This window comes from Protofrankia sp. CiP3 (assembly GCF_917627345.1).
Classification (GTDB): Bacteria; Actinomycetota; Actinomycetes; order Frankiales; family Frankiaceae; genus Protofrankia.
The window spans coordinates 1-25,989 of record NZ_CAKJTM010000021.1; the positions used below are offsets into that span (position 1 = coordinate 1).

A 25,989-nucleotide genomic window follows, 5' to 3' on the forward strand; every position below is an offset into this window, starting at 1 on the left:
TTAGTGCGGAACGGAACTCGGCAAGTCCATCCGGCGAACGTGGCTGCCCGGCCTCTCCCAGGGATTTTTCAAAGTCCGTGGGGTGTGTTGTGGCTGGTCAGCGGGGGTCAGAGAGTCAGGATCTGGAGGGCCCGCTTGGGATCGCGGGCGTTGCTGCGGGTCTCTCGGGTGAACCGTGTTACTCCCAGTAGTCGAAACAGGTTGATGACGAGGTTGGTGATGGCGGCCCACAGTTGGGGGTTGTCGCCGGTACGGAGCAGGGAGGCATCCTCGCGCCAGATGACATCCCGTAGCCAATGTGTGTGCTCCACAGTCCAATGATCACGAACATACGTGGCGAGTTCGGCGGCGGTGACCTTGTCGAGGGCCAGACTGGTGATCACGTGGACGGTGGTTGTGGTGGTGGTCTTCCGGGTGACGCGGTGCCGGCCGGTGCCGCGGGTGACGGTGCGGGTGGTCCGGCGGCGGATCCGGGCGACAGTGCGGGCATGCGGATAGCGGGCGCGGATCGCGGCGCCGGCGGTCGCGGTCGGACGCGCTACGCGAGACCGACCCGGACGGCCGTGTCCGGCTCGCTCCGACTCACCCGTTCCTCGACCCGGCGGTGCGGGTCGAGGCCTCCTACCAGGCCGGCCAGCAGGCTGTCGCGGTCGACGGGAAGGAGTCCCGCGGCGCGAAACGCGGCGGGATGCCCAGGGTGCACCTGCTCGGCGCGGTCGTCCACGCTCTGCGCATGCTGGTCGCCCAACAGCGGGTGGAGAATAAGACCACCGAGGTCAGGCACGTCGCCTCACTCCTCGAACCGCTACCGCTGCGTGACATGGTGATAACGGCCGATGCTCTCCAGACGAACGTGGCGAATACCCTCTACCTGCGCCGGATGACGCTGGCGCACTACCTGCTGCCGGGCTCCGTACCGGCGACAACCCCCAACTGTGGGCCGCCATCACCAACCTCGTCATCAACCTGTTTCGGCTACTGGGAGTAACACGGTTCACCCGAGAGACCCGCAGCAACGCCCGCGATCCCAAGCGGGCCCTCCAGATCCTGACTCTCTGACCCCCGCTGACCAGCCACAACACACCCCACGGACTTTGAAAAATCCCTGCTGCAGGTGAGGCTTGCTGCGGTTGCGACGCCGTAGAACGCAATGCTGGCCGTGGGTAGGGTCATGGCGACGATCACCGAGTCGAGTCGATAGATTATTTGTGCCCCGACAGCGGTTGGGAACGCTATGGTCGCGCTGAGTACAAGTGATCGAGCTGGGACGGCGCTGCGTAGTCCATGCAACGCATTCAAGCCACCCAGAGTCCGGACGAGCACTCCGACCGCGGGAATAGCGACGCCAGCCCCCGAAGCGAGAATCCAGACACCGACATCGCGTGTGCCGGCGAACCAGGCGGTTACCAGCAAAAGCAGACTCCCGAGCATGGGGATGAGCCGTACGGCCTGGAACTCGCCGGTCATCCGGGATCGTCGTTGCGCCATACCGGAGGCTAGGGACGAGGCGACACCGCCCGCGGTGGCTGCCACCGCGCCGATGATCGCGGGTGCATCCAGCCATGGCTGAACGTGGGTGGCCGCAAGTGTCCCGAACAGCGCGCATCCCGCAAGTGCCACCGCCGTGACCTGGGCAAGCAACGGGCCGACGAGGTCGCTGTCGGATCCATGGTCGGTGACTACCGCCTGCGTCACGCCGAGGGTGAGCACGACGGCCGCCACACCGGCCATGGTTTGGGTGGCCGCGAAGGCTCCCCGATCGTTTGGGCCGAGCACCCGTGCAGTCACAATTCCCGACGCCATGCCGATGAGCATCCCGGAAGCGTTGCCCGCGGCGACGGCGATTGTGGACGGTATGGCTAGGCGTCGTGACCTCCGGTGCTGGGCGGTCCGTCGTCCAGCCTGCGGTCCACGGGTGTCGGTGCTGCTGATGACCTCGGTGTTTGATGGAGTCACTTCGGGGCGTTTGCTGTATCGGTTGTGGCGTGGGCTGGCGACGACCAAGCGGTTGCCTGGGCTGTCGCAGCCGCCGCGGCCAGGACATGGAATGTGGAGTCCAGGCCGCAGGCTGATGCCTGGTCACCGCTCCGGCCCCCGATCCGCCGACGGAACTCCTGGACAGCTGCGCTGTGCCCCTTGTCCTGCTGGCCGTGCCAGACGCTGCGCCCGGCGACGCTCAGATCGCGGAAGTCGTCGAGGACGAGATGCAGATCGCCCGCGAGAGCTTCCATGCGTTCTTTGCCGATCCCGGGCGGGCGGGCCGAGGAGTACACGATGACCGAGGTCGACCCGTCAGCGTGCCCGAGAACGACCGTCACGTCGTCGACAGCCGGAGCGCCCTGGGCTCCGGCGGCGTGCGTCTGCATCGATATGATCTTTGAGGGATTGAGGAAAAGGCAGGTATCGACGAAGTGGCAAACCTCCCCGAGCAGCCGTCCGCCCTGGCGGCGATCGGCGTACCAGTGCTTGTCGCTGACCGGTCCGGCCGCGACCCGGTAGACCAGCGTGAGGGGAGATGTCCGGCGCTCAAGCTGCTCCCGGGCGAGTGCGACAGCAGGCGACCAGCGACGGTTGAAACCGACGAAGAGGACCCGGTCATTACGGCGTGCGGCGGCATCGACCTTCTCCAGCTCCTCGAAGGACAGCGCGAGCGGCTTCTCGCACCAGACATGGCAGCCCGCGTCGAGCGCCGTCACGACCAAATCGGCGTGGGAGTCGTGCGGGGTTGCGATGACGACCACGCTGACATCGGGATCGGTGATGACGCCCTCCGCGCTGCCCGCGACTTTGGTGAACCCCGCGCGTTCGCCGAACCGCCTGGCCGTCAGGCCACTGGCGGAGCTCACCGCTACGAACCGGTCGAAGCCGGCAGCACGGAAGGCCGGGAGCAGCACAGTGGACGAGAAGGCTCCGGAGCCGATCCAGCCCACTCCGTGGCGACCGCCGGAGGCGGCCGGCCTGTCCGTGTCCACGGCACGGCGCTGTCCTGGCAGGCCCGGCAGTTTTGGTATCCCAGGTAGCTCCAGCAGGCGCGGCCGATGCGCCGCGCTCGTCCGCGGCGTGGGAAGGACGATGGTTTCCCTGAGCGTTCGGGTGGTGTCATAGTCGAAGCGGATGGCCAGGTACGGCTCGCTCCCGCTCTCGATCAGGGTGTAGGCAGCGGTCGCGTCGTCGATGGCGAAACTGTGTGTGACGAGATCCTTGACTGTCAGCCGGCCAGTGGCGAGCAGATCAAGGACGGCCTCCAGATTGCGGCCTTCGGTCCAGCGGACCTGCCCGGCTGGGTAGTCGACTCCCCAGTCCTCGTACGCCCGCTCGTAGCGTCCAGGCCCGTACGAGCGCGCGAAGCGTACCGACAGTTCCCGGTCGTAGAAGGGGGTGCGGTCCAGATCGAGGCCGACGTCGCCGACAACCACGACCGTGGCGCGGTCCCGGCAGCGAGCCGGCACCCGGGCCATCAGTTCCGAGGTTTGTGTGGCGGCGCAGACCAGCACAGCGTCGGCGCCCCGGCCGCGGGTCCACCGCAGCACATCAGCGGTTGTCACCTCGCCCTGTTCCCGCAGCGCGCGGACGCCGGCCCGCGCGGCGGCGGCCAGCGGCAGATCGGCGATGTCGACACCGGCCACGTCGCATCCGCTCGCGAGCGCGATCCGGGCGGCGAGCTGGCCGACCAGCCCGAGGCCCGCGACCACCACTTTCGCGCCTGGTCCGACATCGGCGAGGCGGAATCCGTGCAGGGCGATCGAAGCGACTGTGGCGAACGCGGCGTCGGTGGCCTCGACCCCGTCCGGAACAGGTACGCAGAGCAGACCGGGCACCGCCTGCACCTCGGCATGGTTGGCCCAGCCGGCCCCGCCGGTTGCGACAAGCCGGCCCGGGGAGATTCCGCTGACCATCTCTCCGATTTCCACCACGATGCCCGCAGCGCTGTAGCCGAGCGGTACGTCTCCGCCGAGCCGCGTCTGAACTGCCCGGACGGCTGTGGAAATCCCGTCGGTCCGGGCCCGCGCCGCCACCTGGCGGACCAGGTCGGGACGGGCCCGAGCCTTCGCCACCAGCCCTGACTGGGCAAGTGCCGTCACCGCTCGTTCGGTGCCGGGGGAGACGATGCTCGCCATGGTCCGGACGAGAACCTCGGTGGGCCCGATCCTGGGGGCGGGAACGTCGAGGACCTCGACCGCGCCACCCCGGATAGCCTGTACCACCTGTTTCATGTTCGTCCCGCCTTCTCCAGCTGCAGGCCGCGCGCGTTCCTGCCGGTTTTCCCGGTCGTCTGCCGGACGGCATCGAGGTCCGTGCGGATCTCGATCGGCAGTTGCGCGTCGATGACATAGACGGCGGTGAGTGCCGGCACCGTGTGCTGCCACCCGACGGCCCGCCGGGCCGGGCGGAGGTCCCAGCGCCCTGACGATCGTGGTGCGGCGGTGGCACCCGCATCGGTGACTCGGGTATGCAGGATGATCTCTTGCCCGGCCGCAGTGCGGATCCGCACGGTGCGCGCGGGGTCCTCCACGGTGGCGCCCGTGTCGGGCGCGAGCGGGAAGTGGACCTCCACCTGGTGGCGTCCAGAGCCGGTCACCCGATCGTCGATGCGCACCCGATCGGCTGTGACGCGGAAGCGGCGTTGGTGTGTCGGGTGTCCAGGCAGCTTCCGGTAGCCGTCGTGGGACGCGGTGAGTGCGGCCTCGCCGCCGTCCACCGCCATCTGGATGATCGTCGGACGGGCCCGGCGGCCGGCTCGGAACGAGCCCCAGACCTCGGTCGAGTCGATCCCGTCGATGACGACCGTCGCGTGCGCCGCGGTGGAGCGCTCGGCGTCGCGGCCAGGCCCTGGCTCATAGGTCGAGGTCGCGGTGTCGACGATCAGCGGGGCGCCGTCCCACCAGAGCAGGAAGGCGAGCGTGTCGGCATGGGCGTGCGCGGGCAGCGTGTCCGGGCACGCGGGCCCGACGTCGGCGAGCAGATGCCAACGTCCCGCACGCAGGGCCGCGAGACCGGTCTCGGCGAGCAGCCGGAACCCTGCCGGGCTCCGGCCGGACGTCTGCCTCGTGGATGTGACTCCACCGGGCAGCAGGTCGGCGACGGCGTTGACGGGGACCGGGTAACCGTCGTTGAGCAGGGGCACGCTGCCGTCCGGCCCGACGACCACGCGCAGCCACTGCCGCATGCGGATGACCGCGTCGGTCAGCTCGTCGGGTATCGCCGCCGCGGTGGCCGCCAACAGGCCGACCACGTCGTCGAGATCGGCGAGTACCTGGCAGTGGTAGGCGGGAGCCCGTTCGAAGTGACCGCCGTCGGTCAGCACCTGATGACAGACCTCGGCGCGCAGCATGTCGACCCACCGGTGGCGCCTTCCGGTGTCTCCGATGGTGACCGCCAGGCCGATCAGGGCCTTGAGGTTCTTGATGAGATGGTTGCCGCCGACGTCGGTTTCCAGGTGGAACCGCAGGAAGGCCTCGTGCCGGCCGAGGTCCACGCGCATCGTCGGCGTGACCGCGCTGTTGCGGACCAGCGGTTCGAACAGCGCGCACAGCGTCCATGCGCGCAGTGACGCGACGTAGGGCGCCCAAGCGGTGCCACGGGGAGCCGCGGTGGTGGTCCGCCAGGACGTGTAGAGCCGGGCGAACACCGACCGGGCCTGATCGCGGTCGGGATGGACCGTCAGTGACCAGGCCCAGTCCCAGTAGTGCAGATGGTAGCGCCACAGCAGCGGCGCGTCGGCCTGCACCCAGTCGGCCGCGCGTGGGTTCTCGCCGGGCCGGTACAACCGGCGGGTGTGGCCGAGCAGGGTCAGCGATCCGTCCAGGATCTCGGTCGGGTCCGGTCCGGTGTCGGCGTGGCGCCCGTCGAACGGCACGAATGAGCGCGGCCAGTTATCGCCAGCCGGCGCGGCCAGGCCGAGCATCCGTTCGGCGGTCCGGGGCATCCGGGAGGCGAATGCTCGTTGGGTGCGCAGGCGCGCGCGAGCGGCGATCTGCCCCGGCTGAAGGTGCGCGACGGTGCGGAGATATCGGCCCGCTTGCGTGCCCGCGGAGCTGGTGACAGTACCGGGATCGAGGTCCGGCAGATGACGAAGAACCGTCATACCAGTAGCTCCGCTTCGGCTCGGATGCCCTGCTGGAATGGCCGCGGGTCGAAGCCGAGGTCGGCGGCCGCGTCGTCGATGGGGAACGCCTTGTCCTCAGCGAGCCGGGCGATCTGCTCAGCACGCAGCTTCGGTCTGGCAGCCAGTCGTTCGTAACCGCTTACGACCGCGAGAGTGGCTCTCAACGGAAGCGCAACGGTGAGGACCTGGCAACCGACCGCTGCTCCAGCCTCCTTGACGATCGTGCGGAAGGTAAGCGCTTCGGGCCCGGCAATGGTGTACGTCCGACCGATGGTCGTGTCCCGCCGGGCCGCCTCCAACACGGCGGAGGTGAGATCGTCAACATGGACGGGCTGTTGAAGGCGGTTGCCACCGCCGGGCAGTGGCAGCACCTTTGACCTGCGCAGGACGGCTAGCAAGCGGGCCATGTTGCAGTCGTCCGGCCCTCCGTAGATCATCGTGGGTCGCAGGATGGTCCAGTCGAGCCCACTGCCGGTAATCGTTGATTCGGCCTGCGTACGAACTCGTTTCGTCGGGGCCGGGAGCGTTGTGAAGATCGCGGTTGTCGAAATGAAGATCGCACGGTTCAGTCCAGCGTCTTCGGCCGCTGACACGATCATGTCCGCGTGCCCGAACCCGAGCGAGGCAATGTTGATCAGTATGTCGCCATTCGACGCCCGGAAGGCGGCGTCCACCGAAGCCGGGTCGTCAAGGTCGCCGGGAACGGCTTCGGCGCCGGCCTCTTCGAGGGCGCGAATCGCCGCGGCGCTGCGGGCGAACCCGACCACATGATGACCTTCGCCGATCGCGCGGGCGACGACTCGGCGCCCCAGGAACCCGGTTCCACCAGTCACCAGCATCCTCATGTCAGCTCCCGCTGCCCGGTAGCGGTTGTCCGGACGGTTGCGGACGCCGGGGAGACGGCGGCCGGCCGACCGTGATCGGCTCAGCGACATTCGCCGTCCGCTGCTTCGGCACGGCGGCCGAGCGGCCCGTCACCTCCTCGAGGAGGGTGCGATAGCGGCGCGCGAGCACCGCGCGGTCGAAATGATCCGTGACGTACGCACGCCCCGCCACGCCCATTGCCTTGCGCCGGTGCGGATCGCCGGCCAGGCTCCGGATCGCGTCGGCGAGCGCGGTGGGGTCTTCCGGCGGAACGACAACACCGCCCGCCGCGGCGAGAATGCGGGCAGCCTCACCGGCGAGTGCGCCGATGACTGGGCGTCCGGCGGCCAGCAGTTCGAACATCTTCGACGGGATGAACGTGGTGAACAGGGGCACGTCCCGCAGTGGGACAAGGCAGATGTCGGCCGCGGCGACGATTCCCGCAACCTCGTCGCGGCGTACCGCAGCATGCATGGTGACGTTGGTGAGACCACGTTCGGCCACCCGGTCGGCGACTCGCTGCCGGTCGGCTCCCTCGCCGACGAAGGCGATGTGTACGGGTTCTCCGGCGAGTTCGGCGGCCGCGTCCACGACTGAGGGCAGGCCTTGGGAGATCCCATGGGCGCCGATGTAGACCACGAGGGTGTCGCCGGATCGGGCACCCAGGGCTGCCGAGGGCGGATCGGACGGGCTGAACCGGCGCAGATCGGCCCCGTTGTGAATGGTGTGGACCTTCCTGGCCGGGATGCCGCGCCCGATGATGTCATCCCGGAAACCGTCGGTCACGGTGACGACGGCGTCCGCGGCCCGGTAGGCGGCGAGCTCCAGACGTTCGAGCACGGCGATGACACGGCGGTTACGCAGCACCCCGAGCTGCACGAAGATCGCCGGCCATAGGTCGCGGACCTCGACCACCAGGCGGGCCCGCCGCAGGCGCGCCAGCAGCCATGCCGAACCGAGCGGGAAGAACGTCGGCGACGACACGACGATGACGTCGGCCCCACCGGCTGCCCTCCCGCCGAGCAGCACGCTGGTCACCATGAACGACAGGTGACCGAGAGCCCGCCGCACGATGCCCTCGTTCGGCGTCGCGTACACCCACGTCCGTACCACGCGGTAACCGTCGTGGTGTTCGACTCGTCGCCACGCACCGCGGTACTCCGGCGGGATGATTCCGGTGGGGTGGTTGGGCATCCCGGTCAGGACTGTCACGTCGACGCCTTCTGCGGCCCATTCCCGGGCAGTCTCGGCGAGCCGGGCCTGCGGGGCGCCGACCTCGGGTGGGAAGTAGTGGGTGATCAGAAGCACCCGGAGCCGTTGTGTAGTCGCCTTTGCGGTCATCGGGCTACCTCGACTGTGAGTACGTGATGGAGGCGGACTTCACGGATCTCCCTTGAGCGAGGAACGGCCTAGAGCGACCGGCAATAGGGGACGCGGCATCGCGGGGTTGGGGCACGCACCTATTGCCGGTCGCTCTTAGTACGCGCTGTCAGTGCTTCAGAGCTTAGCGTGCCTATCTGGATACGATCCGTATGCACACTGCGGGCGCGGCGGCCGGAGCCTCGCCCCGCCGCGCCATCGACCACGCAGGGAGTCCGTCGTGCATGTGCTCTTCGTTGCCGGTGCTCGACCCAACTTCATGAAGGTCGCGCCGGTTCTCGCCGCGATCCTCGCCCGTCGCGCACGGGCTACGCTGGTGCACACCGGGCAGCACTACGACAGCGCAATGAGTGGTGTGTTCTTCGATGAGCTCGGCCTGCCCACCCCGGACCACTTCCTCGGGGTCGGTTCGGGCAACCACGCGGCCCAGACCGCAGGTGTGATGACGGCGTTCGAGCCGCTGCTCGAAGACGTCCGCCCGGATGTTGTCGTGGTGGTCGGTGACGTCAACTCCACGCTGGCCTGTGCGCTGGTCACGGCGAAGTCAGGTGTTCCGCTCGCCCATGTCGAGGCGGGCCTGCGCAGCCGCGACTGGTCGATGCCGGAGGAGGTCAACCGCGTGGTGGTGGACCGGGTCGCCGACCTGCTGCTCGTACCGTCCGCGGAGGCCGCGGACAACCTCCGGCGCGAGGGCTACCGGTCGGACCAGATCCATCTCGTCGGCAACGTCATGGTCGACACCCTGCTCACGAACATCGAGCGGGCGCGGGAGGGGCCGACTTTGTCCCGGCTCGGCCTCGCGCCGGGCGGGTATGGGCTGGTGACGCTGCACCGCCCGTCCAACGTGGACGACGCGGACGTTCTTGCGGGCCTGCTCGGAGCCCTCGCAACGGTGGCAGTGCGATGCCCACTCATCTTCCCCCTGCATCCCCGGACCCGGGCACGCATCAACGGCCGGCTCCCGGCAGGTGTGACGGCGCTTCCGCCCGCCGGCTACCTCGACTTCCTGGCTCTGCAGGCCGGCGCGCGGCTTGTCCTGACGGATTCCGGCGGGGTCCAGGAGGAGACGACCGTGCTGGGGGTGCCCTGCCTGACGTTGCGTAACACGACGGAACGCGCAATTACTGTCACTGAAGGTACCAATCAGATCGTCGGCACCGATCCCGAACGGATCGTCGAGGCGGCGGAGAGTGCGCTCACTTCGCCGCCGCCGCCGCGGCGGCCCGCTCTGTGGGATGGCTGTGCTGGCAGGCGAATCGCGGAGGTGCTTCTCGCGGGGGCCTACGGTCGGCCCGGCAGCCGGCCGACCGAAATCCTGCCGGATGTCCTTGTCGAACCGGCCACCGGCGACAGCGGTGTCGCTGTCGATGTCGTCCGCCAGCTCGCCCCGTAGGTCGCCGGCTGCTTGTTCGGACCACATTGTGGCCGCCTCGGCAGACCACGCCGTCGGTGTTCAGGCATTGTGTGATCGGTGCCAGACGGATGGCCATGGTACGGGTGACAGCCAGGGCGAAAAGGCCCCGGAGAGGCGCCGAAGCTCTGCATTCCGGACGAGTCCAGCAGGTTATCCTCTGATATCTCAGATGAGGCATCCGGCACGTCTGCATTTCGGGGGAAATGATGTTTGTCCACAGTGGCGGCCGTCTCGGCCACAAGCCTGCGGCCACGCCGTCGGCTCAATGGTGAAGCTGCTCGCGCCCGGCCGTCGGGCGCGGCTCCGGGCTGTCTATGGATACATGTTACCGAGGGTTTCTTCAGCTGATTCTGCTGCTTCCACCCTTTCCACTGTTTCCACGGATATCTTTTCAACGACACGGGTAACCGCGCCGGGCCAGGCCGGCGAGCGGGTCGGTTCCTCTACCGCAGGCACTGCGCCGATGACGGCGGAACCGGCGCCGCTTGTCGGTCTCGTCGCCACCGCCATCCCGGTCTGGACGATGTTGTTGATTGTCGCGACACTGCTGACCTGGCCGATGGCGTACGCCGAGTTCGTCTCGTTGCTGGGGAGCGGTATGTGTCTCGCCGCTGTGATCTTCCTGGTTGAACTGGCTGGACTGGCTGTCCGCTTCCGGCCCACGGATCGCGAGAGTCAGCCTGACCGCCCCGGCCGTGAGTGTGGGCGGGTCGACGAACTGACCGGCCTGGCCAACCGGCACGGCTTTCTCGACCAGGCCACCAATGCGTTCGCTGATATCTCGGGCAGCTGTTCCGTAGGGGCCGGAGGCCCCGAGCGTACGCGGCCCGGATCCTCCGGTTATGTTTCCTTCGTTCTACTGCTGATCGACATCGATCGGTTCAATGAGATCAACGGCAGCCTGGGAAACGAATACGGCGACCGCCTACTGGTTGAGGTAAGCCGGCGGATCAGCGTGGTCAGGAGGCCGAGGGATATCCTCGCACGAGTCGGTGGGGATGAGTTCGTGCTGCTGCTGCACGGCATCGATGCGCAGCGGGCCCGGACAGTGGCGGCCGAGACGTTGGCTCGTGTCCGCAACGCTCTGGGGGTGCCGTTCGTCCTGGCCGGGATGCGGGTACCGCTGGAGGCGAAGATCGGAATCGCCGTTGCTCCCGAGCACGGTCGCGACGTTGGTGAATTGCTGTGTAACGCCGCCATTGCCCTGCGCGAAGCGAAGAAGGCACATACTGGTCACAGCGTGTACGACACACGGCTGGTTCGGCCCAGCCCGGCCCAGTTACGGCTGCGTACCGAGCTTCGCGCGGGCCTTCAAGGCGGGCAGATCGAACTGCGCTACCAGCCCAAGGTGGATCTGCGCACGGGCCGGGTCAGCGGGATGGAGGCGTTGGTGCGATGGCGCCATCCCACTGACGGCGTCCGCTCGCCGGACATTTTTCTCCCCGATATGGAAGCAGCGGGTCTGATGCCGGAGCTGACCTTGCTCGTCCTGCGGATGGCACTGGGCGAGTGCGCACGCTGGCGGGCGGCCGGGGCGGAGCTGTCGGTGTCGGTGAACGTTCCCGTGTCCGTGATCGTCGACTCCACCTTCGTACCTGTGGTGCACGATGCGCTCGGCGCGGCCGGAGTCCCTCCCGCCGCGTTCTGCGTGGAGATCACCGAGGATTCCGTGATGACGCGGCGTGAAGATGCCCAGCGCACGCTCGCCCGATTACGGGCGCTTGGCGTCCGGGTCAGCCTTGACGATTACGGCACCGGCTACTGCTCACTGGCCTACCTGCGTGATCTTCCGGCGGATGAGCTCAAGCTCGACAGGGTCTTCCTTCGTGACATCGAGTGGGACACTTCAGCCGCGGAGATCGTTCGTTCGGCTATTGCCCTGGCGCATACGCTCCGGCTGCGGATGGTCGCCGAAGGCGTCGAGACCATCCGGTTGTGGGCGCTGTTGGCGGCCTGGGGATGCGACGAGGCACAGGGCTATTTCATCTCTCGGCCGATGACCGGCGACGAGGTCCTGCCCTGGTTGGGCCAGTGGGCCCGGCGCCCTCGGTTATTTCAGGAAATGATCATTATGGGTGGTGATATGACGGTAGAGGTCAGCCGGTCATGCGTGCGGCGAGAGTCAGGAGCTCAAGTGGCCACGCCAGCGCGGCGCTGATCTGTTCGGCGCAGCACCGAAACGCCTCGATCGAGGCTCCGACCGGGTCGGCGATGTCGTCGTCGGTGGGACGCTCAGGCCGGGTCAGGCCCCGACGCCTCACCGCGAGGGCAACCAGCGCGTCCCCGTATGCCGGCAGCGAGCCGGCCGCATCGCAGTCGGAGGGGAGGTCGGTGGAGACGATGTCCGCAGGGGTGATTCCGGTGGTCAGACGGGCGAACTCCCGCAGCGTGAAGGTACGGCGCACGGCTTTCGGCACCATCGTCACAACGATGCCGCGGTGTTTGCGCTCCGCGCACAGCACGAGGCCGGCGCTGCGTACCGTATCGACGTCGATGCGGTACGCAGCGAAGCCAGCTGGGTTGAGGCCTCGTTCGGCAAGGACCGTCGCGGTGTGGGGGTGCATGGGCGCGTAGGCACGGGCGTGTGTCCCGGCACTGCTGACGGTCACCGAATCCGTCTCGGCGCCCAGACCGGCCCGTAGCGCCGCGGCGGCGACGTATTCGGCCGTCGGTGACCGGCACATGTTGCCCCTGCAGACCATCAGCACGTGCCACGGTGCGGGCACAGCGCTGGGAGGTGGCGCGATGGGGCCGGCTCCAGAGCTCATCACGCCGCCGGCGTGTTGCGGGCCGGGTCGGGCCGTCCTGCGGCTCCGGTGTGCTCCGCCGGGAGGCGACCATTTCTGTCTGCGACCGTCCTGGCACGTCTGGTGGCCGTGAGGAGGCGAGGCAGCATGAGGTATCCGCAGATGAGCAGGATGGCCAGGGCAGCGGAGCCGAGTCGTACCGCAGGTGCCGCACTGTAGCTGATGAGACCGAAAGCCGCGCTGGCCGCGGTCACCGCTGAAACGAGCAGCGTGGCGCGGGTATGTGATCCTCCTATCACCGTGAGCCGCTGGTAGACGTGGTCACGGTGCGGCGTGTACCAGCCCTTGCCGGAGCGGACCCGTCGCGCCAGGGTGCAGGACGTGTCAGCGAGGTAGACCAGAAGCGGCGCGACAACGGTCTCAGGCCGAACTCCGTGCGCTACCGCGGTCAGTGCCAGGACGGCGATCATTGCGCCAAGAGCGTAGCTGCCCACGTCACCAAGAAAGATCTTTGCATGCGGGAAGTTGTAGGGGCCGAAACCGAGCGCGACGCCGACCGCCATGGCGCCGCCGTAGCGCAGGGCATCGAGCCCTTCCCAATGCCCGACAAGCGCGAAGGCAATGCCGGTCACGAGGGTCTGGCCGGCGGAGATACCGTTGATGCCGTCCATGAAGTTAAAAGAGTTGGTGAAACCAGTGATCCACAGCGCCGCCGCGCAGGCGGCCGGCAGCACGAGCTGGACAGGTAGCTCCGGGCGGGCGACAACGAACCAGGCCGCGACCGTTGTACCTGCCGCAGCTATCTGGAGGCCGAGCCGGCGCGGTGCGGGGATGCCGTGGACGTCCTCGATGAGGCCGATGAGACCGAACAATGCGACCGCGACAACCACTACGAACACCTCAGGAGGGGGCATGACCGCCGGATCGATGACGGGGACCAGCGTTCCCGTGAACAGCCCGAGGGCGACGGCCACGCCGCCGCCTCGGTAGGTCGGCACCAGATGTGACGATCGTTCGGTCACCTGGTCGACTGCCGCAAGGCGGCGCATCCAATTGATCACGATTGGTGTCATGGTCATGGTGACCAGGAGCGCGACCACTGCCGAGAGCACCACGTCGTCCGCCACTCCTTCAGGTCCGTTCTCGAGTGCCACCGGGATGGCCACTTTATGTAGCAGTAAAATTACTCCCTGTGTTGCCAACTCTGCGCCGTGTCGCATCGGGGGTCGCGGCTGAGGTCTGAGTTCGGGTGCGTTTCCGGGTGTGCTTCCGTTGCGACACGCACCGCGGCGTCCCTCTCGGCAATCTCTTGATCTGCGACTCTCTGCGTATGAGTCGTTGCGGAAAGTTGGTTGTTGTTGGCCAGGGCTACGTGGGCCTGCCGTTGGCGATGCGGGCGGTCGATGTCGGCTGGTCGGTCGTCGGGATCGAGATCGACGAAGGGCGGGTCAAACGGCTCGGCATCGGCGAGTCGTACGTGGAGGACATCCCGGACTCGATCGTGGCCGCCGCACTCGAAAGTGGTCGTTACTACGCGTCCTCCCACTACGCGGACGCCGCCGGGTTCGACGTGGCTGTCGTGACGGTTCCGACGCCGCTGCGGGAGGGCGTTCCGGACCTGTCCTACATCGAGAGCGCCGGGCGCAGCCTCGGTGCGCAGCTGGTGGCCGGGGCGACCGTGGTGCTGGAGTCCACGACGTACCCCGGCAGCACCGACGAACTGTTCGGGCCTCTGCTGGAGGAGTCCTCCGGGCTGGTCGCTGGGGACTCGTTCTTCCTCGGATACTCGCCGGAGCGGATCGACCCGGGCAATCCGACCTGGAACCTGGTCAACACCCCGAAAGTAGTCTCGGGGATCGACGCGGCGTCGCTGCGGGCCGTACGGGAGTTCTACGACACCCTCGTCGAACGGACCGTGCCGGTGGCGTCCACCCGTACGGCGGAACTGACCAAGTTGCTGGAGAACACCTTCCGGCACGTCAACATCGCTTTGGTGAACGAGCTGGCGATGTTCGCCCACGAGCTGGGGGCCGACGTCTGGGAGGCCGTCGAGGCGGCGTCGACCAAGCCGTTCGGCTTCCTGCGCTTCACCCCCGGCCCCGGCGTGGGCGGGCACTGCCTGCCGATCGACCCGTCCTACCTGTCGTGGCGGGTGCGGCGCAGCCTCGGGCGTAGCTTCCGGTTCGTGGAGCTCGCCAACGACGTGAACGACAACATGCCCGACCACGTCGTGCGCCGGGCCGTGGAGATGCTCAACCGTCGGCGCATGGCTGTGAACGGCAGCCAGATCCTCCTGCTGGGGCTGGCCTACAAGAAGAACACCGGCGACACTCGGGAGTCCTCGGCGGTGCGGGTCGCCGCTCTGCTCGCCGCTCTCGGCGCGGACGTGCGAGCCGCGGACCCTCACGTCGACGGCTCCTGCCTGCCGTCGGGCGTGGCCTTTGTCGAGGCGGACGCCCAGGAACTGGCCGCCGCCGACCTGGTCGTAGTCCTGGTCGATCACGATGCCTTCGAGCGGGGCCTGGTGGCACGCAACGCCCGCGCCGTTCTCGACACCCGCTGTTGGCTGCCGTCACGGCACTCCGGAGGTCATGGTGATGTTGAGATCGCCGAGGTTGATGTTGCCGGGGTTGATGTTGCCCTCCTGTGACGAACGGTCCTCGTTCCGGCCGTCGAGTGGGTCGCTTGAGCGTTGGCGGCGCCGAGTTCGCCGGCCGGCTGGTGGTACTCGCCTCGTCGTCGGTCGGGCAGTCGCCGGTCAGACCGCGTGAGCGCCGCACGGCCACGGACGGTGCTCCACGTCGTCGACACCGTGAACCGGAGTGGTCTGCTGCCGCGCACCGTCGAGCTGATGAGCCGGCTCGATCCGAGTGAGTTCCGGCTGGTGTTCTGCGCCCTGGCCGACGGACCGGGAGCGTGTGATGACGAGATCCGCTCGCTCGGGGGACAGGTGTACCACTGCCGGCCCGGCCCGTCCTTCCCGCGGGCTTTCTTCCTGTTGCTCCGCCAACTACGGCCGTCGGTAGTCCACTCGTGGGCGCGGGCATCCACCGGGACTGTGCTCGGACTCGCCCGGATGGCCCGGGTGCGCCGGCGTGTCGCCCATCTCCACGACAGCCTGGGCGGGCGGGGCAGCAGTCCGGTGACATGGCTGGGGCGCGCTGTCGACCGGGGCCTGATTGACGCTGGCGCGACCGATCTGCTGGCGGTGTCCGAGACCACCATCCGCAGGTTCTGGTGTTCGCAATGGCGGGCCGACCCGCGCTGCCGGGTGATCTACGACGGATTGGCGGTCGAGCCGTTCGGCGTTGCCATCGCGGCCCGGCGGCGAGCGCTGGAGACCGTGCCGGCGGGCGTCGACATCCCGATCACCATGCTTCACGTCGGACGGCTCGCGACGAACGACACGGACCGGCTTCGCCCGGTGGACATCCTTGCGGCTCTCAGCGCCCGCGGGGCCGACGCCCGCCTGCGGCTCGTCGGGCCTCAGGAGCCCACGGAAACTGCGGCGCTGCTCGCCGCCGCGGTCAGGCATGATGTCCGCGATCGTGTCGAACTGCTCGGGGAACGCGATGACATCCCGCGGCTGCTGGTCGCCGCGTCCTTGTTGCTGGTCACCTCCGACCGCGAAAGCCTGCCCAGCACCGTGCCGGCAGCCTGCGCGGTGGGCACTCCCGTGCTGTCCGCGGACCTGGCCGGCGTAGGGGAGATCTCTCGGCTCCTACCAGGGATCACCATGCTGCCGTTGTCCGCCGCGGACGGGCTCTGGGCCGACGCCGCGCGGGCGCTGACCGACGTCCCGCCGTCCCTGGACGATCGACGGGCCGCGCTGCGGCACTTCGTCCGCTCACCGTTCACGATCGAGAACTGGCAGCGGGAGCTGACCGCGATATGGTCCGAGCCGATTTCCACGGGCCTTCCAGCGCCACGCGGAGAGCTATGATCGATTGATATTCGATCATGATTGAGAATATCTGGTGGAGGAATTCTGGGGGATGGGGCCGGGGGTTTTCCGCAGGCCGTGGTAGCCGTTGCCCGATGTCTGTTCAACCCGCCCGTGGAACAGCCGATGAGCCTTTACCGGCAGGGTTTCCGGGTTGGGCTGGCGCACTGGCGGGGCCGCCACCACGTTCTTCTGTTTTTCCTTTTTCTTTTCGTGTTCGCAGCCGGTTGCCGAGGCGCGGCGGCACAAGTCGTTACGACCGGGGGCTGTCGCCGTAACCTGTGCCGCCGCACCCGCTGAAAGGTACCGGCGGCCCCCACCCCGGTGGGGTGAGTGGGGACGGAGGCGGGGACCGCCGATACCCGTTCGGCCCCGGTGGCCAGGGCACGGTCAGCCGGCCACCGAGGAGCTTGTAGGCATCCTCCGGCCGAACCGAAGACGGCGCGAAAAGGGCCAATATCGCGCCGCCCTCGGCCGGCCGGAGGCGGGAGAAACGATCTCGCATCCAGCCCTCTTCCGCATGTTTCCGGCGGCGGTCGGTGGCTGAACTGTTTGGCAGCTTAGGGCGCTTCAAGCACGTGCGTCTACTCCCAGTTAGGTGACATCCGTCCCTGCGGAATTTGGTTCGCTCGCTGACCGCCGAGCCCTGAAGTTACCGCACCGCGCCGTATACGAGCGAGGCGATTCGCTGTCCCCGGAGCTGCCCGTGTATGAATTCTCGGTTCGCCCCGGCGTATCGCTCATTTTCCGGTACCGGTCCGCTGAAATACATTCAGGACGGTATCGCCGAGGTGAATTCCGCCCTGCCTGGAATACCGGTCGGTGCCACCGGCGCCACGGGTGCCGCCGGTGCGCCCGGCCGGTGCCGGGGCGACGGCCCACCCGGGTCGGTGCCGGTATGGCCACGCCGGCACCGACCCGGTGCGGCGCGGCGCGGTGAGCCGCTGTGTGATGAGCCCTGTGTGGCGAGCCGCGGCGTGCCATGGCGCTGGGGACGATGCGGTCCGGTGTTTTTGATCGAATATTTGCATTATCGAGAATATTGATGTATAGGTCGGATCGCGGTGGTGGTCGGGGCGTGACCCATAGAGACCCGGCGGACAGCGGTCTGGATCAATCCGGGAGCCGTCGTGTCCATGTCACTTCCGGCCGTCCTGTCGGGAGCAGCACGGATGTTGCTGGAGGGGCGCGCCGCACCTGGGCGGCAGGCGTGGATGTGTCGAAAATCGTTACGCTGTGTAAATGAAAATCTTGTGCTTCGCGAAGCTGTGAACCAGGTCGGCACAAGCGCGATCCAGCCAACCGGTAGCCCGACAAATCTGGAAAAAGCGCTAGGTAAGCAGCTCATGGGCGCGCCGGGCGCCGATCTGTGAGGAGACCAACAGCGATCCGGCCGGATAGCGGCCGATGATGTCCGAAGTCGTTAGGCTCACTGCGACAACAGAAAGCACATGACGGCAGAGAGGTTCCCTGACGTGGTTACGCGAGTGGGTGTCAACGGCTTCGGCCGTATCGGCCGCAACTTCTGGCGGGCGCTTCAGGCGAGTAAGCGTAACGACGTACAGATCGTCGCGGTCAACGATCTTACTGATAACAAGACCCTCGCTCACCTGCTGAAGTACGACACGACGCTGGGTACGCTGGCGGAGGCGGTCAGTGTCGGCGATGGTGGGATCAAGGCCGGTGACAGTTTCATCAAGGTGCTCTCCGAGCGTGATCCGGCGGCGCTCCCCTGGGGCGCTCTCGGGGTCGATGTGGTTGTCGAGTCCACCGGCCGGTTCACCTCGGCCGACGACGCGCGCAAGCACGTCCAGGCGGGCGCGAAAAAGGTCATCATCTCCGCCCCGGCCAAGGGCGAGGATCTCACCGTGGTCATCGGCGTGAACGACGACGTGTACGACCCGGCGAAGCACACGATCCTGTCCAACGCGTCATGTACGACCAACTGCGTCGCGCCGCTGGCCAAGGTCCTTGAGGACGCCTTCGGCATCGAGCGCGGCCTGATGACGACCGTGCACGCCTACACCAACGACCAGGTCATCCTCGACTTCCCGCACTCGGACCTGCGTCGTGCCCGTGCCGCCGCGCAGAACATCATCCCGACGACGACCGGCGCGGCCAAGGCGACGTCCCTCGTCCTGCCGCAGCTCAAGGGCAAGCTGGACGGCCTGGCCATGCGAGTGCCCGTCCTTGACGGCTCGGTGACGGATCTGGTCGCGACCCTCAAGCGCGAGGTCACGATCGAGGAGGTCAACGCGGCCTACCGGGCGGCGGCCGACGGCGCGCTCAAGGGCGTCCTCGTCTACACCGAGGATCCGATCGTCTCCTCCGATATCGTCGGCACGTCGCCCTCGTGCACTTTTGACTCGCTGCTCACCATGGCCAGCGGCAACCAGGTGAAGGTCATCGGTTGGTACGACAACGAGTGGGGCTATTCCAACCGTCTGGTGGATCTCACCGCTCTCGTTGGCGGACGTCTTCAGTGACCATGGCACGATCATGAATTATCCGCGCGTGTGGCCCGTGCGCCGATCCGGGGGTCCGGATGGGCTGACGTGGGAGGTTTCGACAACTTTCGCGTGTTTTTGGAAACCCTGGAGCAAACGGCGTGAGAATGATTGACGATCTACAGGTCGACGGGCGCAGGGTTCTCGTCCGCAGCGACCTGAATGTTCCACTGGACCGGTCCGGTGACACTCCCCGAATCACCGATGACGGGCGGCTGCGCGCGAGCGTTCCCACCATCCGCGCGCTGCTGGACCGCGGCGCCCGGGTGGTCGTCTGCTCCCACCTGGGGCGTCCCAAGGGCATGCCGGACCCGGCGTACTCGCTCGCCCCGGTCGTCGGGCGGCTCGCGCAGCTGCTTGGGCGGCCGGTCACGTTCGCCGGTGACGGCGGCGGTGACATCGCTGGGCCGTATGCCCAGAAAGTCGTCTCCGAACTCGGCGACGGTGAGGTCGCTCTGCTGGACAACCTGCGTTTCCATCCCGGCGAGACGAGCAAGGACCCGGCGCTACGCGCCGCGTTCGCGGACCAGCTCGCCGGCCTGGCCGAGTGCTATGTCGGCGACGCCTTCGGCGCCGTCCACCGGGCGCACGCCAGCGTCGTGGATGTGCCCGCAAGGCTTCCGCACGCCGCCGGAGCGTTGGTAACCGGCGAACTGAAGGTGCTGGCGGCCCTCACCGGGTCCCCGGCTCGTCCCTGCGTGGTCGTCCTCGGGGGGTCGAAGGTCAGTGACAAGCTCGCGGTGATCCGGGCGCTGTTGCCGAAAGTCGACGCTCTCCTGGTCGGCGGCGGGATGTGTTTTACCTTTCTCGCGGCGCGGGGACACACCGTCGGCGGTTCGCTGCTGGAAGCAAGCATGATCGATACGTGTAAGGAGCTGTTGGGCGAGGGCGGGGACAGGATCGTGCTGCCCACCGACGTGGTGGTGGCCGAGGAGGTCTCGGCTGACGCGGTCACCGCGGTGGTCCAGGCCGACGCCATCGCCGGCGCGCAGAAGGGCCTCGACATCGGCCCGGCGTCGGTGGCGCTGTTCGCCAGCCGGCTGCGCGGTGCCCGCACCGTGTTCTGGAACGGGCCGATGGGCGTGTTCGAGCTCCCGCCGTTCGCGGCCGGTACCCGGGGCGTGGCCGAGGCCATTGCCGGGGTCGACGGTCTGACCGTCGTCGGTGGAGGGGATTCGGCCGCCGCTGTGCGTACTCTTGGTATCCCCGAGGATTCTTTCAGTCATATTTCCACGGGAGGTGGTGCCAGCCTCGAGTATCTGGAGGGTAAGGTCCTGCCCGGTCTCGCGGCCCTGGAGGCATGATGGCGATCGACAAGCAAGCCGGTGACGGCAGGAAGCCGCGCGGCAGCGGGCGGCAGGCGCTGGTCGCGGGCAACTGGAAGATGAACCTGAACCACCTCGAGGCGATCGCGCTCGTCCAGAAGGTGGCTTTCGACCTGAAGCCGGCCGAACTGGACAACGCCGAGGTCGTTGTCCTGCCTCCGTTCACCGACCTGCGCAGTGTCCAGACCCTCATCGATGGTGACAAGCTTGCCATCGGTTACGGCGCCCAGGATCTCTCCCCGCACGGTTCCGGCGCCCATACCGGTGACATCAGCGGTGCGATGCTCGCCCGGCTGGGCTGTGGCTACGTGGTGGTCGGCCACTCCGAACGCCGCGCCGACCACCACGAGGACGACGCGCTGGTGGCGGCCAAGGCGCGGGCCGCCTACAGCCACGGCATCACCCCGATCGTGTGCGTGGGGGAGCCCGAGACGGTCCGGGCTGCGGGCAGCCACGTCACCCACGTTCTCGACCAGATCGACGGTTCGCTCGACGGGATCACCCTGGAACAGGCCCGCACGCTGGTCGTCGCCTATGAGCCGGTGTGGGCGATCGGCACCGGGCGGACCGCCTCCGCGCAGGACGCACAGGACATGTGCGCCGCGATCCGGGGGCGGCTCGCCAAGCACTTCGGCGCCGCGGCCGCCGCTGTCATCCGCATTCTCTACGGCGGGTCGGTGAAGGCGTCGAACGCGCCGGAACTGTTCACCCAGCCCGACGTGGACGGCGGTCTCGTCGGTGGCGCGAGCCTGGACGCGGCGGAGTTCGCGGCGATCGTCCGCAGCGCGCCGCCGAGCTGAGTCCTGAGTCCTGACTCCTGAGAACGGACGAGCGGACGGGCGGACGAGCCACTGCGCGGCAGGTGGCCTGATCCGGGTGTGCTTGGGTGGCTCCGGTGGCGGGACGCGCTCCCGCCGGGAAGGGGCTCAGCTCAGACCATGCGACGCAAGCATGCGCTCACCCGGGTCGGCACCGTCGTGGCTGTCCTCGGTCTTGCCTCGGTCGCCTGTACAGGCGCGGGACGTCACGGGCAGGTCTCGCCCGCCCCGCTGGTCCCGCCCGCCGCGATCAGCTCCAGGATCATCGCGCCGTCGGATCGGACCGGCGGGACGCTGCGGGTGGCGGCGACTACCGACTGTGACTCCTGGGACCCGCAGCGGACCTCGGCCGTCCGGTGCTGGAACCAGCAGCGGTGGATCTCCCGCCAGCTGGTGACCTACAGCGTGGGCGCCGGCGTCGCGAAGCTGGCCGGAGACCTCGCCACCGACGTGCCGACGTCCAAGGACCTGCGTACCTGGACCTACACCATCCGCGCGGGGCTGGCGTTCGAGGATGGCACACCGATCACGTCCAGGGACATCAAGTACGGGATCGAGCGGGCGTTCGCCACGGACGTGATCACCGGCGGTCCGGGTGAGGCCGTGAAACTGCTCGCGGACGACAACGCCCCCTACGCGGGGCCCTACAACGATCCGGATCCCGATCGCCTCGGTCTCGCCTCGGTGATGACTCCGGATGACCTGACCATCACGTTCCGGCTGAACCGGCCGTTCGCGGACTGGAACCTCGTGATGGCCTCACCGGTCTCAACCCCGGTGCCACGGGCGCACGACACCGGCGCGGCCTACGGCGCGCGGCCGGTCGCCTCGGGGCCGTACAAGATTGAGAACTACCGTCCGGATGAGTCCATCACCCTGGTACGCAACCCGAGCTGGAGCCCGAAGACCGACCCGAACCGGTCCGCCTTCCCGGATCGCGTCGTGGAGCGGATGGGGCTTACCGCGGCTGACATCGACAACCGCATCCTGACCGACCAGGTCGACGTCGCCGCGGCGCAGACCGGGGTGGGAGCCCAGGCCGCGGCCCGGATCGTCGCGAACCCGAGCCTGCGGGCGGAGCGCACTGTCGAGGCGCCCACGGGCATCCTGCGTTACCTGGCGGTGGTGACCAGGACCGCTCCTTTTGGCAACATCCACTGCCGCGCCGCCGTGGCCTGGGCACTGGACAGGCAGGCCCAGCAGACCGCCCGGGGAGGCCCGATCATCGGCGGGGACATCGCCGGGACGATGCTCACGCCGCCGGTGCGTTACTACTCCTGGTTTGATCTCTTCCCGAGCCCCGGCGGTACCGGCGACCTTTCCAGGGCCAGGGCGGAACTCGCTGCCTGCGGCCAGCCCGCCGGCTTCGCGACGACGCTCGTCACCGGGCCGGACCCGCTGGACGCCGCACAGGCCGAGGCGCTCCGTGTCTCGCTGGCCCGGGTCGGTATCACGGTCACCGTCAGCGTTGTGGATGATCCGCAATACCCCGCCGCGGTGATCGGGACACCCGACCGTGCGCACGCCATGAACTACGGCCTCATACTGACTGCCCGGCAGGGTGACCGGCCAACGCCGTACGCCTTTCTCGGCCCGCTCGCCGACGGGCGCGAGATCCGTCCCCAGCACAACCTCAACCTCGCCGAGCTGGATCAGCCCGCGATCAACGCAGACCTCGACCGCGCCATCCAGACGGTGGACGAGGATGACGCGGCCGGCATCTGGACGGCGCTGGACCGGGCGGTCGTCGCGTCTGGCGCCTACATCCCGTTGCTCTATGATCGGGCACTCAACGTCTACAGCGATCGGCTCACCAACATCCGCTACTCGTCGGCCTTCATGATGGTGGACCTCACCTCGCTCGGCGTCGTCCCGTAACGGGCATGTGCCCGGACGGTTATCACCCGGGCAGCCGGGACGTGGCGTGCCGTTCATACGACCGGGACGCCGTGATGTAACTTGGCACGATTGTTGTACCTCCGCTGGAGGCGCGATCATGTTCTTTCGCGCGCCCGGTGAGGCCTCACAGTGACGGCTGGATGACGACGGCGCGGGAGCAGGTCTAAGAGATGACTGTTGGGCTGTCCATTGCCCTGATCATCACGAGTGTGCTGCTGGTGCTCCTCGTGTTGCTGCACCGGGCCAAGGGGGGTGGGCTGTCCACGCTCTTCGGCGGCGGTGTGTCCTCCTCGCTCGGGGGTTCTTCGGTCGTGGAGAAGAACCTTGATCGATTGACGATCGCCGTCGCGCTGATCTGGATTACCTCCATCATCGGCCTAGGCCTCCTTCTCAAGGAGTGAGCGGCCCTGGACGGACACGAACGCCGGCCTCGGCGCTGATCGTCTGCCTGGTTGTGCTCTTCGGGGCTGCTGCGGCATGCGCCGAGGGCGGTCCCGGGCCGGTGCGGGTGACGCCGGTCACGACCACGGTCACCTCCGAGCCGACGGACAAGCCCGGCGGAACGCTGCGCCTGGTCGGCGCCACCATGCCCACCGGTGACCCCGGCTGGGCGGCTGACGCCGGTTCGAGGATGCTGGTACGGCTGGTATCGCGCCAACTGTATTCCTACCGCGCGAGCACTGACCCGGTCTTCGCTGCGGCACCCCAGCCGGATCTGGCGGTTGGCCCCCCTGAGATCAGCGAGGGCGGGAAGGTCTACACGGTCGTCCTGCGTTCCTCGGTGCGCTGGGACACCCCCGGCTTCAGGCGGGTCACCGCGACCGATGTCGCCCGCGGCATCAAGCGGTTGTGCACCCCGCCGAAGCCTTCGCCCATGCGGGGGTACTTTGCCGCCACCGTGACGGGTTTCGCCGTCTACTGTGACGATCTCGCGCGGACTCCGGTAGGTGGCGCGCGTGACTTCATCGAGCATCGCGACATCAGCGGTGTCCAGGTCATCGGTGATGAGACCATCGAGTTCCACCTGCTTGAGCCGGCCTCCGACTTCGCCGATGTCCTGGCCCTGCCGGCGGCGGCACCGGTACCGCAGGAGGCTCTGGCATACCCGCCGGATTCGTCGGGCTACCTGGAGCACCTCATCTCCGACGGTCCCTACCATTTCTCGGCCGCCGTGAACGACGAGGCCTACCGGCTCTCCCGTAACCCGGCCTGGAGCGCGTCATCGGACGGTGTCCGCCCGGCACTTGCCGACCATGTCACGCTACGCATCAACATGGACGCCGCCACCGCCCAGGCCGAGATCGAGTCCGGGCGGGCTGACATGGCCCTTGACAGTCCCGTGCCCGCCGCGGAGGTGGCGGGGCTGGACGCCCGGGCGGACGGCCGGTTGTCCACCGACGGCCCGGGATCCGTCGTGTCGCTCACTGTGGGGGTGCACGGCCCGGCCGCCGCCGCCCTGCGGGTGAGCGCCGTCCGGGTGGCACTCACGTACTGCGTGGACCGCGCGGCCGTCGCGGCGGCTCTCGGCGGGCCTGTCACGGCCACCGCGACCGCGCAGTTGCTGCAAGCCCCCATGGCCGGCTACCAGCCCCGGGATCCCTTCCCCACGCTCGGCTCGACCGGCGACGCGACCCGTTGCCGGGAGGGGGCGCGGAGCGCGCCTGGCGGTCCGCTGACCGCGCTGACCCTGCTCACCACCGATTCGGCCGCGGCCGCGGGTGTGGCGTCAGCGCTCCGGGATGGTTTCGCCCGCGGGGGCGTGGCACTGCGCGTCATCGCGGTGCCCGCTGTCGACTATCCTTCGCGCGCCATGGCGGTCGCCGAAAGCCAGTCCTGGGACCTCGCCCTGGACACCGTGACGCCACAGTGGTTCGGCAATGCCGGGCGCACCGTGTTCCAGCCCATGCTGGAGCCGGCATGGTCGGGGCCCCGACCGGCCGATGGCGGATACCGTAATGAACAGATCACCTTGTTGCTGCACAGCGCCCTCGCCGAGCGTGATGCCGCCACCGCCAACACCCGCTGGGGTGATCTGGAACGGGAGCTGCTCACCGATGCCGCGGTTATCCCGTTGGCTGTTACCGTGGTGCCGCGTATGCACAGCGTTAACGTTCGTGGTTTCGTACGGCTGGGCTCGCTCGACAACGGTGATCCCACCAGCGTATCTATGGGCATTGCGTGAGAAGTGCGCTTACAGTGACCTGAAACCGTCGTGCGGATGACCGGCGGTGGTGGGTGCGACGAGGTCGGCCCATCTCGTCTTACACTCGGTCAGGCCGAACCGGCAGGCGCTGGGGGCCGGGTCCGGAGTCAACCAGCGGGACGAGACAAAGGAGTAGACGGACCGTGGCAGGTGGTAACGCCATCCGAGGAAGTCGGGTAGGAGCGGGACCAATGGGGGAGGCTGAACGGGGCGAGACCGCCCCGCGGCAGCGGATTTCCTTCTGGTGCGCCAATAATCACGAAACCAGGCCGTCGTTTGCGGCGGAGGCCGCGATTCCAGAGACCTGGGACTGCCCAAGCTGCGGCTTCCCGGCGGGCCGCGACCGTGACAACGTGCCCGCGCCGCCGAAGACCGAACCGTACAAGACCCATCTCGCCTACGTCCGGGAGCGGCGTAACGAAAAAGACGGCGAGGCGATCCTGGCCGAGGCCCTTGCCAAGCTGCGGGGCGCCGTTTAGAGCGCCCGAGGATAGAGCGTTCGGTCAGTGAGCGGCTCATCCGCGCCCGGTCCGGCAAGGCTGCGGAGGAAGGCGCCTTGGTGGTGGGCGCCGGCTGAGGACAACGCGGCCGGGCGGGATGCGGGGAGCCGCGAGCCGGACAGTCCTGTCCTCGGGCGCTCTGTAGTGGCTCCGGCGGCCGGAGTGTGGGTCAAGGAGCGGGGCTGGGGTTCGTGCCCCAGCCCCACGGCGCCGCGGCCCCTGGTGCCGGGCGCTCTGTAGTGGCTCCGGCACCAGGAGACTGCCCGGCCCGCGCCGCGGCGGC

21 protein-coding genes are annotated in these 25,989 nt (G+C 68.2%); 13 read left to right on the forward strand and 8 right to left on the reverse strand.

The window, feature by feature from the left end; translation table 11 throughout:
- Positions 1-107: 107 nt before the first annotated feature.
- Positions 108-509, reverse strand: a complete 402-nt coding sequence (locus tag MJ797_RS10515; protein WP_308128304.1) for a transposase — start codon at positions 507-509, stop codon at positions 108-110.
- 95 nt (positions 510-604) lie between these two features.
- Here MJ797_RS10515 and MJ797_RS10520 point away from each other — a divergent pair, with 95 nt between their 5' ends.
- Positions 605-988: a hypothetical protein gene (locus tag MJ797_RS10520; RefSeq protein WP_239334133.1), complete on the forward strand. Its 384-nt coding sequence runs from the start codon at positions 605-607 to the stop codon at positions 986-988.
- Here the strand turns inward: MJ797_RS10520 and MJ797_RS10525 are convergent.
- The 5 genes from MJ797_RS10525 to MJ797_RS10545 all read right to left on the reverse strand — a co-directional run bounded on the left by MJ797_RS10525 (position 976) and on the right by MJ797_RS10545 (position 8,311).
- Positions 976-1,815, reverse strand: coding sequence for an oligosaccharide flippase family protein (locus tag MJ797_RS10525; protein ID WP_239334134.1), 840 nt, complete (start codon positions 1,813-1,815; stop codon positions 976-978). The genes MJ797_RS10520 and MJ797_RS10525 overlap by 13 nt on opposite strands.
- A gap of 137 nt (positions 1,816-1,952) precedes the next feature.
- Positions 1,953-4,214: a bi-domain-containing oxidoreductase gene (locus MJ797_RS10530; protein ID WP_239334135.1), complete on the reverse strand. Its 2,262-nt coding sequence runs from the start codon at positions 4,212-4,214 to the stop codon at positions 1,953-1,955.
- Positions 4,211-6,085 (reverse strand): heparinase II/III family protein, encoded by a 1,875-nt coding sequence (locus MJ797_RS10535; protein ID WP_239334136.1) that lies wholly within the window; start codon positions 6,083-6,085, stop codon positions 4,211-4,213. The genes MJ797_RS10530 and MJ797_RS10535 overlap by 4 nt, the downstream gene beginning before the upstream one ends.
- Complete coding sequence (locus tag MJ797_RS10540) at positions 6,082-6,945, reverse strand: SDR family oxidoreductase (RefSeq protein ID WP_239334188.1); 864 nt, start codon at positions 6,943-6,945, stop codon at positions 6,082-6,084. The genes MJ797_RS10535 and MJ797_RS10540 overlap by 4 nt, the downstream gene beginning before the upstream one ends.
- A 7-nt stretch (positions 6,946-6,952) precedes the next feature.
- Positions 6,953-8,311 carry a glycosyltransferase family 4 protein gene (locus MJ797_RS10545; RefSeq protein ID WP_239334137.1) on the reverse strand — a complete coding sequence of 453 codons (1,359 nt, stop codon included), beginning with the start codon at positions 8,309-8,311 and terminating at the stop codon, positions 6,953-6,955.
- Positions 8,312-8,570: 259 nt separating this feature from the next.
- Here MJ797_RS10545 and wecB point away from each other — a divergent pair, with 259 nt between their 5' ends.
- Complete coding sequence (gene wecB, locus MJ797_RS10550; protein WP_239334138.1) at positions 8,571-9,743, forward strand: non-hydrolyzing UDP-N-acetylglucosamine 2-epimerase; 1,173 nt, start codon at positions 8,571-8,573, stop codon at positions 9,741-9,743.
- A 484-nt stretch (positions 9,744-10,227) separates the two neighbouring features.
- Positions 10,228-11,922 carry a bifunctional diguanylate cyclase/phosphodiesterase gene (locus MJ797_RS10555; protein WP_239334139.1) on the forward strand — a complete coding sequence of 565 codons (1,695 nt, stop codon included), beginning with the start codon at positions 10,228-10,230 and terminating at the stop codon, positions 11,920-11,922.
- Here the strand turns inward: MJ797_RS10555 and MJ797_RS10560 are convergent.
- Together MJ797_RS10560 and MJ797_RS10565 are read right to left on the reverse strand one after the other, a co-directional pair.
- Positions 11,861-12,466 carry a protein tyrosine phosphatase gene (locus MJ797_RS10560; protein ID WP_255738740.1) on the reverse strand — a complete coding sequence of 202 codons (606 nt, stop codon included), beginning with the start codon at positions 12,464-12,466 and terminating at the stop codon, positions 11,861-11,863. The genes MJ797_RS10555 and MJ797_RS10560 overlap by 62 nt on opposite strands.
- A 65-nt stretch (positions 12,467-12,531) precedes the next feature.
- Positions 12,532-13,665: a glycosyltransferase family 4 protein gene (locus tag MJ797_RS10565; protein WP_239334140.1), complete on the reverse strand. Its 1,134-nt coding sequence runs from the start codon at positions 13,663-13,665 to the stop codon at positions 12,532-12,534.
- A gap of 176 nt (positions 13,666-13,841) precedes the next feature.
- On the opposite strand from MJ797_RS10565, the gene MJ797_RS10570 reads away from it, so the two are divergent.
- From MJ797_RS10570 to MJ797_RS10615, 10 genes are all read left to right on the forward strand, one after another.
- Positions 13,842-15,161, forward strand: coding sequence for a nucleotide sugar dehydrogenase (locus MJ797_RS10570; RefSeq protein ID WP_239334141.1), 1,320 nt, complete (start codon positions 13,842-13,844; stop codon positions 15,159-15,161).
- Positions 15,162-15,278: 117 nt separating this feature from the next.
- The gene (locus tag MJ797_RS10575) at positions 15,279-16,454 is read left to right on the forward strand and encodes a glycosyltransferase (RefSeq protein ID WP_239334142.1); all 1,176 of its coding nucleotides are present in this window, start codon (positions 15,279-15,281) and stop codon (positions 16,452-16,454) included.
- 1,130 nt (positions 16,455-17,584) lie between these two features.
- On the forward strand, positions 17,585-17,827 hold the full coding sequence (locus tag MJ797_RS10580; protein WP_239334143.1) for a hypothetical protein: 243 nt from the start codon (positions 17,585-17,587) through the stop codon (positions 17,825-17,827).
- A gap of 102 nt (positions 17,828-17,929) precedes the next feature.
- Positions 17,930-18,940 carry a type I glyceraldehyde-3-phosphate dehydrogenase gene (gap, locus tag MJ797_RS10585; protein WP_239334144.1) on the forward strand — a complete coding sequence of 337 codons (1,011 nt, stop codon included), beginning with the start codon at positions 17,930-17,932 and terminating at the stop codon, positions 18,938-18,940.
- A 122-nt stretch (positions 18,941-19,062) separates the two neighbouring features.
- The gene (pgk, locus tag MJ797_RS10590; protein WP_239334145.1) at positions 19,063-20,265 is read left to right on the forward strand and encodes a phosphoglycerate kinase; all 1,203 of its coding nucleotides are present in this window, start codon (positions 19,063-19,065) and stop codon (positions 20,263-20,265) included.
- Positions 20,265-21,086: a triose-phosphate isomerase gene (tpiA, locus tag MJ797_RS10595; RefSeq protein WP_239334146.1), complete on the forward strand. Its 822-nt coding sequence runs from the start codon at positions 20,265-20,267 to the stop codon at positions 21,084-21,086. Before pgk ends, tpiA begins: the two co-directional genes overlap by 1 nt.
- 138 nt (positions 21,087-21,224) lie before the next feature.
- Complete coding sequence (locus tag MJ797_RS10600) at positions 21,225-22,982, forward strand: ABC transporter substrate-binding protein (protein WP_239334147.1); 1,758 nt, start codon at positions 21,225-21,227, stop codon at positions 22,980-22,982.
- Positions 22,983-23,173: 191 nt separating this feature from the next.
- Positions 23,174-23,404 carry a preprotein translocase subunit SecG gene (gene secG / locus MJ797_RS10605; protein ID WP_239308507.1) on the forward strand — a complete coding sequence of 77 codons (231 nt, stop codon included), beginning with the start codon at positions 23,174-23,176 and terminating at the stop codon, positions 23,402-23,404.
- Positions 23,401-25,185 (forward strand): ABC transporter substrate-binding protein, encoded by a 1,785-nt coding sequence (locus MJ797_RS10610; RefSeq protein ID WP_239334148.1) that lies wholly within the window; start codon positions 23,401-23,403, stop codon positions 25,183-25,185. Before secG ends, MJ797_RS10610 begins: the two co-directional genes overlap by 4 nt.
- Positions 25,186-25,349: 164 nt before the next feature.
- Positions 25,350-25,685 (forward strand): RNA polymerase-binding protein RbpA, encoded by a 336-nt coding sequence (locus tag MJ797_RS10615; protein ID WP_255720378.1) that lies wholly within the window; start codon positions 25,350-25,352, stop codon positions 25,683-25,685.
- Positions 25,686-25,989: the final 304 nt, after the last annotated feature.